General features: G+C 71.0%; 13 protein-coding genes and 1 tRNA gene. 9 read left to right on the top strand and 5 right to left on the bottom strand.

Features of this window, described 5'->3' with window-relative positions; genetic code table 11:
• Positions 1-45: 45 nt before the first annotated feature.
• Together ACWD68_RS28290 and ACWD68_RS28285 are read right to left on the bottom strand one after the other, a co-directional pair.
• Positions 46-315: a hypothetical protein gene (locus ACWD68_RS28290; RefSeq protein ID WP_451809277.1), complete on the bottom strand. Its 270-nt coding sequence runs from the start codon at positions 313-315 to the stop codon at positions 46-48.
• A gap of 107 nt (positions 316-422) precedes the next feature.
• Complete coding sequence (locus ACWD68_RS28285) at positions 423-884, bottom strand: ATP-binding protein (protein ID WP_451809276.1); 462 nt, start codon at positions 882-884, stop codon at positions 423-425.
• Between the two features lie 251 nt (positions 885-1,135).
• Here ACWD68_RS28285 and ACWD68_RS28280 point away from each other — a divergent pair, with 251 nt between their 5' ends.
• The 9 genes from ACWD68_RS28280 (at position 1,136) to ACWD68_RS28240 (ending at position 11,559) form a co-directional block, all read left to right on the top strand.
• Positions 1,136-1,975 (top strand): hypothetical protein, encoded by an 840-nt coding sequence (locus ACWD68_RS28280; RefSeq protein ID WP_451809275.1) that lies wholly within the window; start codon positions 1,136-1,138, stop codon positions 1,973-1,975.
• Between the two features lie 220 nt (positions 1,976-2,195).
• Positions 2,196-2,954 carry a YcnI family copper-binding membrane protein gene (locus ACWD68_RS28275; protein ID WP_451809274.1) on the top strand — a complete coding sequence of 253 codons (759 nt, stop codon included), beginning with the start codon at positions 2,196-2,198 and terminating at the stop codon, positions 2,952-2,954.
• Positions 2,955-3,187: 233 nt separating this feature from the next.
• Positions 3,188-3,838 carry an SCO family protein gene (locus ACWD68_RS28270; RefSeq protein ID WP_451809273.1) on the top strand — a complete coding sequence of 217 codons (651 nt, stop codon included), beginning with the start codon at positions 3,188-3,190 and terminating at the stop codon, positions 3,836-3,838.
• Complete coding sequence (locus ACWD68_RS28265) at positions 3,835-4,347, top strand: copper chaperone PCu(A)C (RefSeq protein ID WP_451809272.1); 513 nt, start codon at positions 3,835-3,837, stop codon at positions 4,345-4,347. The genes ACWD68_RS28270 and ACWD68_RS28265 overlap by 4 nt, the downstream gene beginning before the upstream one ends.
• A gap of 13 nt (positions 4,348-4,360) precedes the next feature.
• On the top strand, positions 4,361-6,451 hold the full coding sequence (locus ACWD68_RS28260) for a copper resistance CopC/CopD family protein (RefSeq protein WP_451809271.1): 2,091 nt from the start codon (positions 4,361-4,363) through the stop codon (positions 6,449-6,451).
• An 8-nt stretch (positions 6,452-6,459) separates the two neighbouring features.
• Positions 6,460-7,773: an iron uptake transporter deferrochelatase/peroxidase subunit gene (efeB, locus tag ACWD68_RS28255; RefSeq protein WP_451809270.1), complete on the top strand. Its 1,314-nt coding sequence runs from the start codon at positions 6,460-6,462 to the stop codon at positions 7,771-7,773.
• A 149-nt stretch (positions 7,774-7,922) separates the two neighbouring features.
• Positions 7,923-8,858 carry a prephenate dehydratase gene (pheA, locus tag ACWD68_RS28250; protein WP_451809269.1) on the top strand — a complete coding sequence of 312 codons (936 nt, stop codon included), beginning with the start codon at positions 7,923-7,925 and terminating at the stop codon, positions 8,856-8,858.
• Positions 8,859-9,430: 572 nt separating this feature from the next.
• On the top strand, positions 9,431-10,708 hold the full coding sequence (gene serS, locus ACWD68_RS28245) for a serine--tRNA ligase (RefSeq protein WP_451809268.1): 1,278 nt from the start codon (positions 9,431-9,433) through the stop codon (positions 10,706-10,708).
• On the top strand, positions 10,705-11,559 hold the full coding sequence (locus ACWD68_RS28240; protein ID WP_451809267.1) for an HAD family hydrolase: 855 nt from the start codon (positions 10,705-10,707) through the stop codon (positions 11,557-11,559). The genes serS and ACWD68_RS28240 overlap by 4 nt, the downstream gene beginning before the upstream one ends.
• Positions 11,560-11,645: 86 nt before the next feature.
• On the opposite strand, the gene ACWD68_RS28235 is transcribed toward ACWD68_RS28240, so the two are convergent.
• From ACWD68_RS28235 to ACWD68_RS28225, 3 genes are all read right to left on the bottom strand, one after another.
• Positions 11,646-11,732, bottom strand: a tRNA-Ser gene (locus tag ACWD68_RS28235).
• A gap of 259 nt (positions 11,733-11,991) precedes the next feature.
• On the bottom strand, positions 11,992-12,261 hold the full coding sequence (locus ACWD68_RS28230) for an SGM_3592 family protein (RefSeq protein WP_451809266.1): 270 nt from the start codon (positions 12,259-12,261) through the stop codon (positions 11,992-11,994).
• 130 nt (positions 12,262-12,391) lie between these two features.
• Complete coding sequence (locus ACWD68_RS28225; protein ID WP_451809265.1) at positions 12,392-13,111, bottom strand: ABC transporter permease; 720 nt, start codon at positions 13,109-13,111, stop codon at positions 12,392-12,394.
• Positions 13,112-13,113 lie beyond the last annotated feature (2 nt).

Here is a 13,113-nt window from a genome sequence, read left to right as displayed (position 1 = left end):
GAAGGAGGTTACTGACGGGGACGGCCGTGGGGGAAGACGGCGGGTTCACGAGGACGCGGAGGCCGACGGGCTCGCGCTGTCGCTCGGGGCGTCACTCGGCGGTGTACCGGTGGGGGCGTCACCCGGCGCGCCGCTCGGGGGCGTGCCACCGCCCGCGCTCGCCGAAGCGGTGGCCGCCGCGTCGGTGGTGGCCGTCCCGCCGGCGAACGCCGTCCGGTAGCCGGCGGCCGCGAGACCTCCGGCGGCGACCGTGCCTCCGGTCACCGTGATCGCTCGGCGCCGGGTGATCGACTTGGCTTTGTGGCTTCCCGTCATGCCGGGAAACCTAGGAACGTCAGCCCTCAGGAGCGTGGGTGAGCGCTGTGACGGGCCTGTGGGCCCTGAGAAAGCCGAAGTCGCGTCACGCAGCGTCCCGCCGGACGTCAAACCGGCAGCAACGAAGGGACCTTCCTCCACTTGAGGATCTTGTCGAAGCTCACCACCGCACCGCCGCGCCCCGGCTTGTTGCCGATGTGGACATGGTCGGCGAGCTCCTGGATGAGACACAGACCGCGACCGTGCTCGGCGTCCTCCCCGGCCGGGCGGAGCAGGGTGCGGGCGTTCCCGGCCGGAAAGCCGGGGCCGGAGTCGGCGACTTCGATGCGGCACTGATCACCGTCGAGGTAGGCCGTCACGCGGTAGGCCTCGGCCTCGCAGGAGGTGCCCCGCACGGTGTCCCCGCCGTGCTCGACGGCATTGGCGCAGGCCTCGGTGAGAGCGACGGAGAGGTCGTACGAGATGTCCGGGTCGACGCCCGCGCTCTCCATCGTGCCGAGCAGCAGACGCCTGGCGAGCGGAACACTCGCAGCCTCGCGCCGCAAATGGAGTGACCACCAGATGCTCATGCTCCAGCCTCCTGGGCGCGGCTCGACATACCGTTACGTATTGCCGCAACCACCCGTGCGCAATCGCCTACGGGACGTGATGCCGCCCATACGGCGGACGCGCTCACCTGAGAGGTCGGTGTATGCGCGGGCGAATCACGGCCGGATGACGACCTTTCGGCCGTACGCCGCGTTGCGGACGGACCGGCCGCATGCCATCGATCGGACCTGCCGTCCGTGGCGGGTGGGCCCAATGCGATGATGAGCCCGCCATGACTGCCCCCCACCAGCGTTCGGCGCGCTCCGGAGCCGGCCTCCGGACCCTGAGGGCCGCGGTGTTCGCCGCGGTCTGCGTCGTGCTGGCCGCGGCCGGTCATGGGATCGCCTCCTGCACCACGGTCCCTCTCTGGACGGTGGGCGCCGGCTTCCTCGCGGTCTTCGCCGTCGCCGCCGCACTGGCGGGACGGGAACGCGAGCTTCCGGGCATCGTGGCGGTCCTCGCGTTCGGCCAGACCGTGCTGCACACGCTCTTCGGACTCGGCCCGCACGCCAGTACGACGGCCACCGGGTCCATGGGCTCGATGGCCTCGGGGATGTCGATGTCCGACGCCTCGCTCGTGGCGCGGGCCGCCCGCCTGGTGTGCGGGACGACCGCGGCGGCGATCAGCCCCGTACAGGCCCAGAAGATCCTCGCCGACGCGCGGATCGACACGGGCACGACGGACATGACGTCGTCCATGCACCATGCCGCCGACGCCGTACCGGCAGCCGCGGGCACCCCGATGTCGGTGCTGCCCTCTCTGCCGATGCTGCTCGGCCACGTCCTCGCGGCCGTCGCCGCCGGGTGGGTGCTGCGCCGCGGCGACCTCGCGCTCCTGCGTCTCATGCGCCTGTCGGCGCAGGGAGTCGCGGAAGGGGCGCTCGTTCGGTCCTTGCGCGCGGCCCTCACCCTCGTACGCGCCCTGCGCATGGGACTTCCCGGGGCGCCCGAGATCACGCGCACGCCTCGCACCGCGCTGCTCGCGACCCCCACTCCACGGACGACCGCCCTCCAGCACACGGTCGTCCGACGCGGGCCGCCCGCCTCCACCGCACTCGTCCTCGCCGCCTGACACGACGCGCCGCTTCACGGAATCCACGGAAGCCCCTGAGTCCATGCCTTCACGGACTCCACGGACTTCCCGGACCTCTCGGAGGGGACGCGGTCGTGCCGCACGCGCGCGTGCCCGCCCGGCTCCCCCGGACACGGATTCATCCCTCTCCCGGGACACCGAGGCGCACCCGCACGCGCATCCCCTCTGTCACCGGACTGAAAGTGGAGTGTTCTCTTCCATGAAGGCTTCTCGCATCGCCGCCGTCTGCACCGTCGCCGCCTCGGCCGTTCTCGCCGTCTCCGCCCCCGCGTTCGCGCACGTCAGCGTGCAGCCCGAGGGCGTGGCGGCCAAGGGCGACTACGCCGTCGTGAACTTCAAGGTTCCCAACGAGCGCGACGACGCCTCGACCACCAAGCTCGAGGTGAGCTTCCCGGCCGACCACCCGCTCTCCTCCGTCATGCCGCAGCCGCTCGACGGCTGGAGCGTGAAGGTCACCAAGTCCAAGCTGGCCAAGCCGCTCACCGCGCACGGCAAGAAGATCGACGAGGCCGTCACCAAGGTCACCTGGACCGCCGACGGCAAGGGCATCGAGGCAGGCTTCTTCCAGAAGTTCCCGCTCTCCATCGGCGCGCTGCCCGAGGACACCGACGAACTCGTCTTCAAGGCCGTCCAGACGTACTCCAACAAGGAGGTCGTGCGCTGGATCGAGCCGCAGAAGGAGGGTGCGGAGGAGCCCGAGAACCCGGCTCCGGTGCTCGCGCTCTCGGCCGCGGCCGCGGCCGAAGGGGGCCACCACGGGGCCGGCGCCGCGGAGGAGACCTCGCACGACGAGAAGGCCGAGGACGCCGAGAAGACCGCCAAGGACACCACCGAGGCGGCCTCCTCCACGGACAGCAGCGACACCACCGCGCGCGTGCTCGGCATCGTGGGCATCGCCGCCGGCCTGGCGGGCGTGGCCTACGGCGTGCTGGCCGGTCGGCGGCGTACGAACGCCTGAGGTGCCGCACGGCACCTGAGGTACTGAGACACACCCGCTCTCGGTGCGCACCGGGGGGTCGCTGGACGCGGCTCCCCGGGCCGGACCGGACCCGGCCGAACCGGCTCGCGGCGCGGACCGGACCTGCTCGACCCGGTCCGGCCCGGACCCGCCCCGGTCACGTCCGACCTGGCCCTTCGGCCTCGTGCGGCCCCCGGTGCGCACCGGAGCGCTCACATCTGGGACATTTTTCTATGCGCAAGAAGACGTACGCAGTGGCCGCCCTGTTCGCCGCCGCTCTGACCCTCTCCGCCTGCGGCAGTGGCGACGACAGCAACAAGCCGGTCGCCGACGTGTCTGCCGAGGCCGGCTCCGGCAAGGCCGCGACGGTCCTCGACAAACCCTTCGAGAAGCCGGACCTCGTGCTCACCGACACGACCGGCGAGAAGTACGACCTGCGCGCGCGGACCAAGGGCCGGCCGACGCTCGTCTACTTCGGCTACACCCACTGCCCCGACGTCTGCCCGTTGACGATGAACAACCTCGCGGTCGCCAAGAAGCAGTTGCCGAAGGCCGAGCAGGACAAGCTGCGCGTCGTGTTCGTCACCACCGACCCGGACCGCGACACCCCCGCCGCGCTCGGCAAGTGGCTCAAGGGCATCGACTCCGACTTCATCGGCCTGACCGGCGACTTCGCCACGATCCAGGCCGGTGCCCGCACCCTGGGCATCTCCATCGAGCCGACCTCGAAGGACAAGGACGGCAAGCTCGTCTCCGTGCACGGCACCCAGGTCATCGCCTTCTCGCCGAAGACCGACGGCGGCTATGTGCTGTACGGCGAGGGCGCCACTGTCGACGACTACACCAAGGACCTTCCCAAGATCGCCGAGGGGAAGACCCCGTGAGGCGCCGTCCGGGCCGTCCCGCGGGGCTCCTCGCCCTCGGCGCGCTGGTGATAGCCGCCGCGGGGACGCTGACGGGCTGCTCCTCGGACGACGACGGCTCCTCGGGCTCCTCGTCGTCCTCCTCGTCCTCCGCTGCCAGGCCCGAGCTCGAGGTCAGCGGCGCCTACATGCCCGCCCCGAGCATGGACACCATGGCGGCGGGCTTCTTCACCGTCACCAACTCAGGCGGCGCCGACACCCTGACCTCGGTCACCAGCGACCTCTCGGACGACGTGACGCTGCACTCGACCAAGGGCGGTGCGATGCAGGAGGAGAAGTCCTTCACCGTGCCCGCCGACAGCACCCTGGACTTCGCGAGCGGCGGCAACCACCTCATGTTCGCAAAGCTCACCCACAAGCCCCGGCAGGGCGAGAAGGTGTCCGTGGAACTGCACTTCGCCAAGTCCGGCACGGTGAGGATCTCCATGCCGGTGAAGTCCGCGACGTACAACCCGAAGACCGGGCACTGAGGGAGGCATCACCGTGACACTGACCATCGCCTCCCGCTTCCGGACCCTCCTGCTGCTGTTCCTCGCCGTCACCGGCGTGCTCCTGGCCGGCGCCGCGCCCGCCTCCGCGCACGCCGCGCTGACCGGGAGCGACCCCAGGCAGGGATCGGTGGTCGACAAGGCACCCACCCAGATCTCGCTCACCTTCTCCGAGCAGGTCTCCCTCAGCGACGGCTCGCTCCGCGTGCTCGACCCCAAGGGCAAGCGGGTCGACGCCGGCGGCGCGAGCAACCTGGGCGGCACCACGTACGGCGTGAAGCTGCACGCGGGGCTGCCCGACGGCACGTTCACCGTCACCTACCAGGTGGTCTCGGCGGACAGCCACCCCGTCTCCGGCGCCTTCACCTTCTCCATCGGCGCCCCCTCGCAGACCTCCGTCGCCCTGTCCGACCAGGCGGTGGGCGGCGGCGTCGTGGGCTTCCTCTACGGAGCCGCGCGCTACTTCTCGTACGCCGGATTCATCCTGCTCGTCGGCGGCGCCGCCTTCGTGCTGGCCTGCTGGCAGCGGGGCTCCGGCATCCGGCCGGTGCAGCGGCTCGTGGTCTCCGGATGGCTCACGCTGACCGTCTCCACGCTCGCTCTGCTGCTCCTGCGCGGTTCGTACGTCGGGTCCGGCAAGGTCGGCGACATCTTCGACCTGACGCTGCTCGGGCAGGTGCTGCAGACCAAGTCGGGTGCGGCGCTGGTGTCGCGGCTGCTGCTGCTCGCCGCGGCGGCGCTGTTCATCGCGGTGCTCTTCGGCGCGTACGCCAAGCGGGACGAGGACGAACGGGCGGCGGCCGAGGCCGCCTCCGGGGGCGTCGCCGCCGCGACGGTGACGGGCGCGAAGGCGACCGCTGCCGCGAAGGCGGTCGGCGCGAAGTCGGCCACCGCCGCGAAGGCCGCGGGCGCGGAACCGGCCGGGGCCGTGAGGACGGCATCAGGCGACGCGTCGGAGGGCGGGCCCGGCGGCGCCGCGGACGCCGACGATCTGGCCGCGGAGAAGAAGGACCTCACCTTCGGACTCACCATCGGCGGCGCGGTCGTCGCGGCCGGCCTCGCCGCGACCTGGGCGATGGCCGAGCACGCCTCGACCGGCATCCAGGCCGGCATCGCGATGCCCGTCGACGTCCTGCATCTGCTGGGCGTCGCCGTCTGGCTAGGCGGCCTGTCGGCACTGCTGGTGGCTCTGTTCCGGGCGCCGGTGGAAGCGCAGATCGAGGCGGCGGCCGTGCGCCGGTTCTCCCGCCTCGCGTTCGGCGGTGTCCTCGTCCTGGTCGCGACCGGGATCTACCAGTCGTGGCGGCAGGTCGGCTCCTGGCCGGCGCTCACCGACACGACGTACGGGCAGCTGCTGCTCGTGAAGGTCGGCCTGGTGGCGCTCCTCGTGGGCATCGCGTGGATCTCACGGCGCTGGACGGCCCAGCTCGCTCAGGCACCGGCCCCCGAGGCCGTGGCCGCGGCCCTGGTGGAGCAGCGCTCGGCCGGCAGGACGCCCGCCACCGTCCCCGCCGACTCCCGGCGCGCCGCACAGCTCGCCCGGCAGCAGGCCGCCGTGGCCTCCGCGCGCGACAAGCGTGTCCGCGACGCCGACCCGCACCGCTCGGGTCTGCGCCGCTCGGTGCTGGCCGAGGCCGGGGTAGCGATCGCCCTGCTCGCGGTCACGACCGCGCTGACGGCCACCGAGCCGGGTCGTACCGAGGAGGCGGCCCGGCAGGCCACGGCGTCCGCCTCGCAGCGCTCCGGGCCGCTGTCCCTGAAGATCCCGTTCGACACCGGCGGCGAGGACGGCAAGGGCACGGTGGAGGTCACCCTCGACCCGGCCCGCGTCGGCGGCAACGAGATGCACGTCTTCGTGGTCCGGCCGAACGGCAAGGCCTTCGACGTCCCCGAGGTGAAGGTCGCCTTCACGCTCGCTTCGAAGGACGTCGGCCCGCTGCCCGTGACCCCCGACCGGATCGCCACCGGACACTGGACGGCGACCGGGGTGCAGATCCCCATGGCGGGCGACTGGAAGATCGCGGTGACCGTGCGCACCTCGGACATCGACCAGGCCACCGTGAACAAGAACGCGCAGATCGGCTGAACCTGACCATGGCTGACCAGTCCACCCCTGGGACCTCCTCCGCCCGCACGACGCCCTCCCCCGAGGCGTCCCCCGACGCCGCGTCGTCGAACGCCTCCCCGAAGGGGGTCATGTCGCGGCGCCGGCTGCTCGGCACGGCGGGCGCCACCGGGCTCGCCCTCGGAGCGGCGGGGGCGGCCGTGGGTTACGCGGCGGCACCCTCGGCCGAGAAGGCCGCCCCGCTGGCCTCGGTCGGCATGGACACGGTGATGTTTCACGGGAAACATCAGCCCGGCATCACCACCGCGCTTCAGGCGCGCGGCCACCTGGTCGCCTTCGACCTGGCGGCCGGTTCGGGCCGCAGGGAGGCCGCCGCGCTGCTGCGCCGCTGGTCGGAGACGGCCCGGCGGCTGATGACGGGCGAGGCCGCGGCCCACGAGGACACGGACGTCGCACGCGACGCCGGCCCGTCGTCCCTGACGGTCACCTTCGGCTTCGGACACAGCTTCTTCGCGCGTACGGGCCTGGAGAAGCAGCGTCCGGTCGCCCTCGACCCGTTGCCCGACTTCTCCTCCGACCACCTGGACAGGGCCCGCAGCAACGGCGACCTGTGGGTGCAGATCGGCGCGAACGACGCCCTCGTCGCCTTCCACGCGCTGCGGGCGGTCCAGAAGGACGCGGGCAGCGCGGCACGCGTGCGCTGGCAGATGAACGGTTTCAACCGTTCGCCGGGCGCCACCGCCGAGCCGATGACCGCGCGCAACCTGATGGGCCAGATCGACGGCACCCGCAATCCGAAGCCGTCCGAGCCCGACTTCGACGGGCGCGTGTTCGTACCCGCCTCCGGTGACCCGGAATGGATGGCGAACGGCTCGTACGCCGTCGTCCGCCGCATCCGCATGCTTCTCGACGACTGGGAGAAGCTCTCGGGCAAGGCCCAGGAGGACGTCATCGGACGGAGGAAGTCCACCGGGGCGCCGTTGAGCGGCGGCACCGAGACGACCGCGATGGACCTGGACAAGGCCGACGCCGACGGCAACCTGGTCGTGCCCATCAACGCGCACGCCCGGATCACCCGGCCCGACCAGAACGGCGGCGCCGCGATGCTGCGCCGCCCCTTCTCCTTCCACGACGGCATCGACGCCGACGGAGTGCCCGACGCCGGCCTGCTCTTCGTGTGCTGGCAGGCCGATCCGGTGCGCGGCTTCGTTCCTGTCCAGCGCAAACTCGACCGCGGCGACGCGCTCTCGACGTTCATCCGCCACGAGTCGAGCGGACTGTTCGCGGTTCCGGGTGGCGCGGCGGCGGGGGAGTACGTGGGACAGCGGTTGCTGGAGGGCTAGGAGACCTCCGCTAGGGGCCAGGGGCCTTCCGGCGCCGGGGCTATGCCTCGGATGCCTGAAGCGCCAGGGCGCCTGGGTGCCCTCACACGTGCGTGCCATTGATTCCGCAGGCGTGAGCCGCGTGAGGCAGGGCCCATTAGGGTGACGGTATGTCGGCGACGCGCTACACCTATCTCGGCCCCGAGGGAACGTTCACCGAGGCCGCCCTCCGCACGCTTCCCGAGGCCGCGACGCGGGAACTGGTGCCCATGGTGTCCGTCCCGGCCGCGCTCGACGCGGTGCGCGGCGGCCAGGCCGCGGGGGCGCTCGTCCCGATCGAGAACTCCGTCGAGGGCGGTGTCACCGCCACCCTCGACGAGCTCGCCAAGGGCGACCAGCTGATGATCTACCGCGAGGTCGTACTGCCGATCGCCTTCGCCCTGCTGGTCAGGCCCGGCATGGCGTTGAAGGACGTCAAGACGGTCACCGGACATCCGGTCGCCCAGCCCCAGGTGCGCAACTGGCTGGCCGCGCACCTGCCGGACGCCCTGTGGGAGTCGGCGGCGTCGAACGCGGACGGCGCCCGGCTGGTCCAGGAGGGCCGTTACGACGCGGCCTTCGCGGGTGAGTTCGCCGCGGCGACGTACGGCCTCGAACCGCTGGTGACCGAGATCCACGACGCGGCGAACGCCGAGACCCGCTTCGTGCTGGTCGGCCGCCCGGCCCGCCCGGCCGCACCGACCGGCGCCGACAAGACGTCCGTGGTCATCTGGCTCGGCGACGACCACCCCGGCGCGCTGCTGGAACTGCTGCAGGAGTTCGCCGTGCGCGGCGTCAACCTGATGCGGATCGAGTCCCGCCCGACCGGCCAGGGCATCGGCAATTACTGCTTCTCGGTGGACGCCGAGGGCCACATCACCGAGCGCCGGGTGGGCGAGGCGCTGATGGGTCTCAAGCGGATCTGCCCCCAGGTGCGCTTCCTCGGTTCCTATCCGCGGGCCGGTGTCGGCCTGGACGACGTACGGCCGCTGCGGCCCGGAACGTCGGACAACGCGTTCTCCGCCGCGTCGGACTGGCTGGCGCGCTGCGCGGACGGCCGGTTCTGAGCGGCGGTTCCACACCCGTCCGAGCATTTCCCCACGGTCCTACCTGCTGATTTTCGTCATCCACAGATGTTATCCACAGGTGCGCTTCTCGACCTGGGGACAAGTCGACAACGAAGCACTACATCATCGACAAATCGGTTACTGGACCCAAGTCCTTCCACACCCTCGTACGCCACCCTTCGTCTACCCTTTTCCATTGATCAACCCTATTGAGGGAATCATTTACACCCGAAAGTGGGTGTACGGAGGGTTTGAGCCGGGAATTCCTCAGCCGCTGAAAGGTACTCGGAATGATCAATTCCGACATCCACAGATCTTCCACACAGCCTGTGGATAACTATCCGAGGGGATGGACTCCTGTGGACAACCCGACTCGCAAGTCCCGTCCCCCGCAAGGAAATCCGGTCAACCGGTGCGGCGCGGCCTGCCCCGTTTCGGGGAGTTGGACCCTTTTCATTGACGCCGTTCGGTGATCAAGGGGTTCAGTCCGGCATTTCACTCATACCGTGACAGCCCTCACGCTCCGGAATATCGGGTCGTTGGCCGGAAGCCCGCACCGGTAGCCTTGAGGGGTGATTGACCTTCGCCTGCTCCGTGAGGACCCCGACCGTGTTCGCGCCTCCCAGCGTGCCCGTGGAGAGGACGTCGCGCTCGTCGACTCCCTCCTCTCCGCCGACGAGCGGCGCAGGTCGTCCGGCGTCCGCTTCGACGAGCTGCGCTCCGAACAGAAGGCGCTCGGCAAGCTGATCCCCAAGGCCTCCCCGGAGGAGCGCGCCGAGCTGCTGAAGAAGGCGGAGCAGCTCAAGACAGACGTCAAGGCCGCCGACGCCGAACAGAACGAGGCGGACGAGGAGACCAAGCGGCTCCTCCTCCAGCTCGGCAACCTGGTGCACCCCGACGTCCCGGTCGGCGGCGAAGAGGACTTCGTCGTCCTGGAGACGCACGGCATCATCCGCGACTTCGCCGCCGAGGGCTTCGAGCCCAAGGACCACCTGGAGCTCGGCGAGGCGCTGGGCGCCATCGACGTCGAGCGCGGCGCCAAGGTGTCCGGCTCGCGCTTCTACTACCTGACGGGCGTCGGCGCGCTCCTGGAGCTCGCTCTCGTCAACGCGGCGATCGCGCAGGCCACCGAGGCCGGCTTCACGCCCATGCTGACCCCCGCGCTGGTCCGCCCGCGCGCCATGGAGGGCACCGGCTTCCTCGGCCAGGCCGCGGAGAACGTGTACCACCTGGAGAAGGACGACTACTACCTGGTCGGCACCTCCGAGGTCCCCCTCGCGGCGTACCACATGGACGAGATCCTGGACGCCGACAAGCTGCCGATGCGCTACGCCGGTTTCTCGCCGTGCTTCCGCCGCGAGGCCGGCACCTACGGCAAGGACACCCGCGGCATCTTCCGCGTGCACCAGTTCGACAAGGTCGAGATGTTCTCGTACGTCGACCCCGCGGACGCCGAGAACGAGCACAAGCGGCTCCTCGAATGGGAGAAGCAGTGGCTGACCGGCCTCGAACTGCCCTTCCAGGTGATCGACGTGGCGAGCGGCGACCTGGGCTCCTCGGCCTCCCGCAAGTTCGACTGCGAGGCGTGGATCCCCACCCAGGGCAAGTACCGCGAGCTGACCTCGGCCTCCAACTGTGACGGCTTCCAGGCCCGCCGCCTGTCCGTCCGTATGCGCGACGGCAAGAAGGTCCAGCCGCTCTCCACACTGAACGGCACGCTGTGCGCCGTCCCGCGCACCATCGTCGCGATCCTGGAGAACCACCAGCTCGCCGACGGTTCGGTACGCGTTCCCGAGGTGCTGCGGCCCTACCTGGGCGGCCGTGAGGTTCTGGAGCCGATCTCCAAGTGACCGGCAATTCTGGGTCGACCGGATCGTCCGGCGCCACCGGGCCGGGGGCGTTCCCGTACAAGCTCGTCGCGACCGATCTCGACGGGACGCTGCTGCGTCCCGACGAGACGGTCTCGGCGCGTACGCGTGAGGCGCTCGCCGCCGTGACGGCGACGGGCGCGGCCCACATCGTCGTCACCGGGCGCGCGGTGCCCTGGACGCGGCACATCCTCGACGACCTCGGCTACCAGGGCCTCGCGGTCTGCGGTCAGGGCGCGCAGGTCTACGACGCGGGGGAGCACCGGCTGCTCACCTCGGTGACGCTGGACCGGCAGCTGGCCGGTCTCGCGCTCGCCAAGATCGAGGCGGAGGTCGGCCCACTGCTGCTGGCCGCGAGCCGTGACGGGCTCGACGGCGAGGTGCTGGTCGGCCCCGGCTACCGCAGGCTGGACGGCTCCCTGCCGGTCGTCCCGATCAAGGACGCGACGGACCTCTGGTCGGCCCCTCTGAACAAGGTGTACGTCCAGCACCCGACGCTCTCCGACGACGAGCTCGCGGCCGTGGCCCTGGAGGTCGCGGGCGGACTCGTCGGTGTGACGATGGCGGGCGCGGGGATAGTGGAACTCCTCCCCCTCGGCCTCTCCAAGGCGACGGGACTGTCCCTGGCGGCCCGGCGCCTCGGCCTCAGGGCGGCGGACACCATCGCCTTCGGCGACATGCCGAACGACCTGCCGATGTTCGCCTGGGCGGCGCACGGGGTGGCCATGGCCAACGCCCACGACGACCTCAAGGCGATCGCGGACGAGGTGACGTCCTCGAACGAGGAGGACGGCATCGCGGTGGTGCTGGAACGGCTGCTGACGCGGTCGTAGCGGTCGCCGTGGCGGCAGCGGCGACTGGTGGCCACTCCCGGACGGAGCCGGACGGAGCTGTCGGTCGGGCGCGTGCGAACGTCTTGCGGAGGATGCGCGGATCGAACGCGCGCGGGGTTTCACCCCCGACCACGGCTTAGCAAGCCGGTGCCTTTCCACTCGGCCAATCCTCCGGGTGGGCGGCCCGCGCGTGACGCGCGCTCGAAGCGGCCGCCCCGGACAGCTCCCCGTGCGAGCGGGTTCGACGGAGGGGTAACTACTCCGGAACCCGCCGCGGGCTGCCCTGTCGGGAGCTCGACGTACTGCTCCTGATGAACATCGTCGCGCTCCTCTCCCAGAACGTGGCGCCGGCTCGATGCGGCGGGGTGGACACAATTACTGTGCCCGTACGCCGACTTGGGCGCCACTGATTAAAGGCCGCCCCAGACGGTCTCAGCGGCGGCGCCACCTGCGCCGGCGCCCCTTGCTGAAGAACCACCCCGCGGGCGGCTCGTCCGAGCGCCAGGGCTGCGGATCGGGGCCTCCCTCGCGCCAACGGGCGGCGAGCATGCGCGCGCGGGCCGACGGCTCGGTCGTCTCCGCGGACCGTATGAAGTTCTCGTCCAGGACGAGGTCGTCCCACCGCTCCCCGGCCGCGTCCCTGGACCCTGACTCGTCCCCGGCCTCGTCGCGGCCGTCACCCCGTGGTTCTTCGGATGCCATCCCCGTTCCTCCTGGCCGTGCGTCCCCGTTCGGCCAGTGTGCCCGTACAAGGATGAAGCCGCTGTCAAGAAAAAAGGGGCTCTTCGCGCGCGTGCCCGGTGAACCGGTGCCGCGCGCGAAGAGCCCTCGCTCACTCCTCGCCGGCCAGCGTCAGCGACCGCAGCCGCTGCCCGGCGTACCAGGTGGTGAGGACGGTGACCAGGATCAGCAGAACCGTCGCGGTCGGCAGGCCCACGTCCGAGGTGACGAGATCGCCGCCGGTCACCTTGTGGCCCACGGCGAGCGCCCACTGCTGGACGCTGAGCGTGCGCGCGCCGGACACCAGTGACCCGAACAGGGCCTCCCAGACGAGCGCGTAGACGAGTCCGAAGACCACCGCGTGCCGGGTCACGGTCCCGAGGAGCAGGAACATCGCGGCGTAGGCGATCGAGGCGACCAGGGCGGCCACGGTGTAGGCGACGGCGATCTGCTGGCCGTTGCCGTTCAGGATCATGCCCGCGATGAAGGTCGGCACCGCCGAGAACGCCATGGTGACGGCGATCGCGACGATCAGCTTGGTGAAGATGATCGTGGGCCGCTTCAGGGGCTTGGCCAGCAGATACACCACCGAGCCGTCGTCGATCTCGGGCCCGATCGCTCCCGTGCCGGCGATGACGCCGATGATCGGCACCATGGTGGCGAGCGCGAACCCGCCGAGCAGGTCCGAGGCCACCTGATCGTCCGCTCCGGAGAAGCTCCGCACGGCCAGGGAGATCACGATGAGCAGGACGGGCAGGATGCCGAGGATGAGGGCCCGGCGGCGGCCGAGCAGGCCCCGATAAGTGAGCCGGGCGACTGTGGGGTCGTACATCT

The sequence above is a fragment of the Streptomyces sp. NPDC005141 genome (assembly GCF_053599975.1).
Note: the sequence above shows the minus strand (reverse complement) of the source record. Positions and strands in the feature narration are given on the sequence as shown.

Coding starts and splice junctions, on each gene's coding strand:
- ACWD68_RS28290 (WP_451809277.1), bottom strand. CDS start 315: ATGACGGGAAGCCACAAAGCCAAGTCGATCACCCGGCGCCGAGCGATC.
- ACWD68_RS28285 (WP_451809276.1), bottom strand. CDS start 884: ATGAGCATCTGGTGGTCACTCCATTTGCGGCGCGAGGCTGCGAGTGTT.
- ACWD68_RS28280 (WP_451809275.1), top strand. CDS start 1,136: ATGACTGCCCCCCACCAGCGTTCGGCGCGCTCCGGAGCCGGCCTCCGG.
- ACWD68_RS28275 (WP_451809274.1), top strand. CDS start 2,196: ATGAAGGCTTCTCGCATCGCCGCCGTCTGCACCGTCGCCGCCTCGGCC.
- ACWD68_RS28270 (WP_451809273.1), top strand. CDS start 3,188: ATGCGCAAGAAGACGTACGCAGTGGCCGCCCTGTTCGCCGCCGCTCTG.
- efeB (WP_451809270.1), top strand. CDS start 6,460: ATGGCTGACCAGTCCACCCCTGGGACCTCCTCCGCCCGCACGACGCCC.
- pheA (WP_451809269.1), top strand. CDS start 7,923: ATGTCGGCGACGCGCTACACCTATCTCGGCCCCGAGGGAACGTTCACC.
- ACWD68_RS28230 (WP_451809266.1), bottom strand. CDS start 12,261: ATGGCATCCGAAGAACCACGGGGTGACGGCCGCGACGAGGCCGGGGAC.
- ACWD68_RS28225 (WP_451809265.1), bottom strand. CDS start 13,111: ATGTACGACCCCACAGTCGCCCGGCTCACTTATCGGGGCCTGCTCGGC.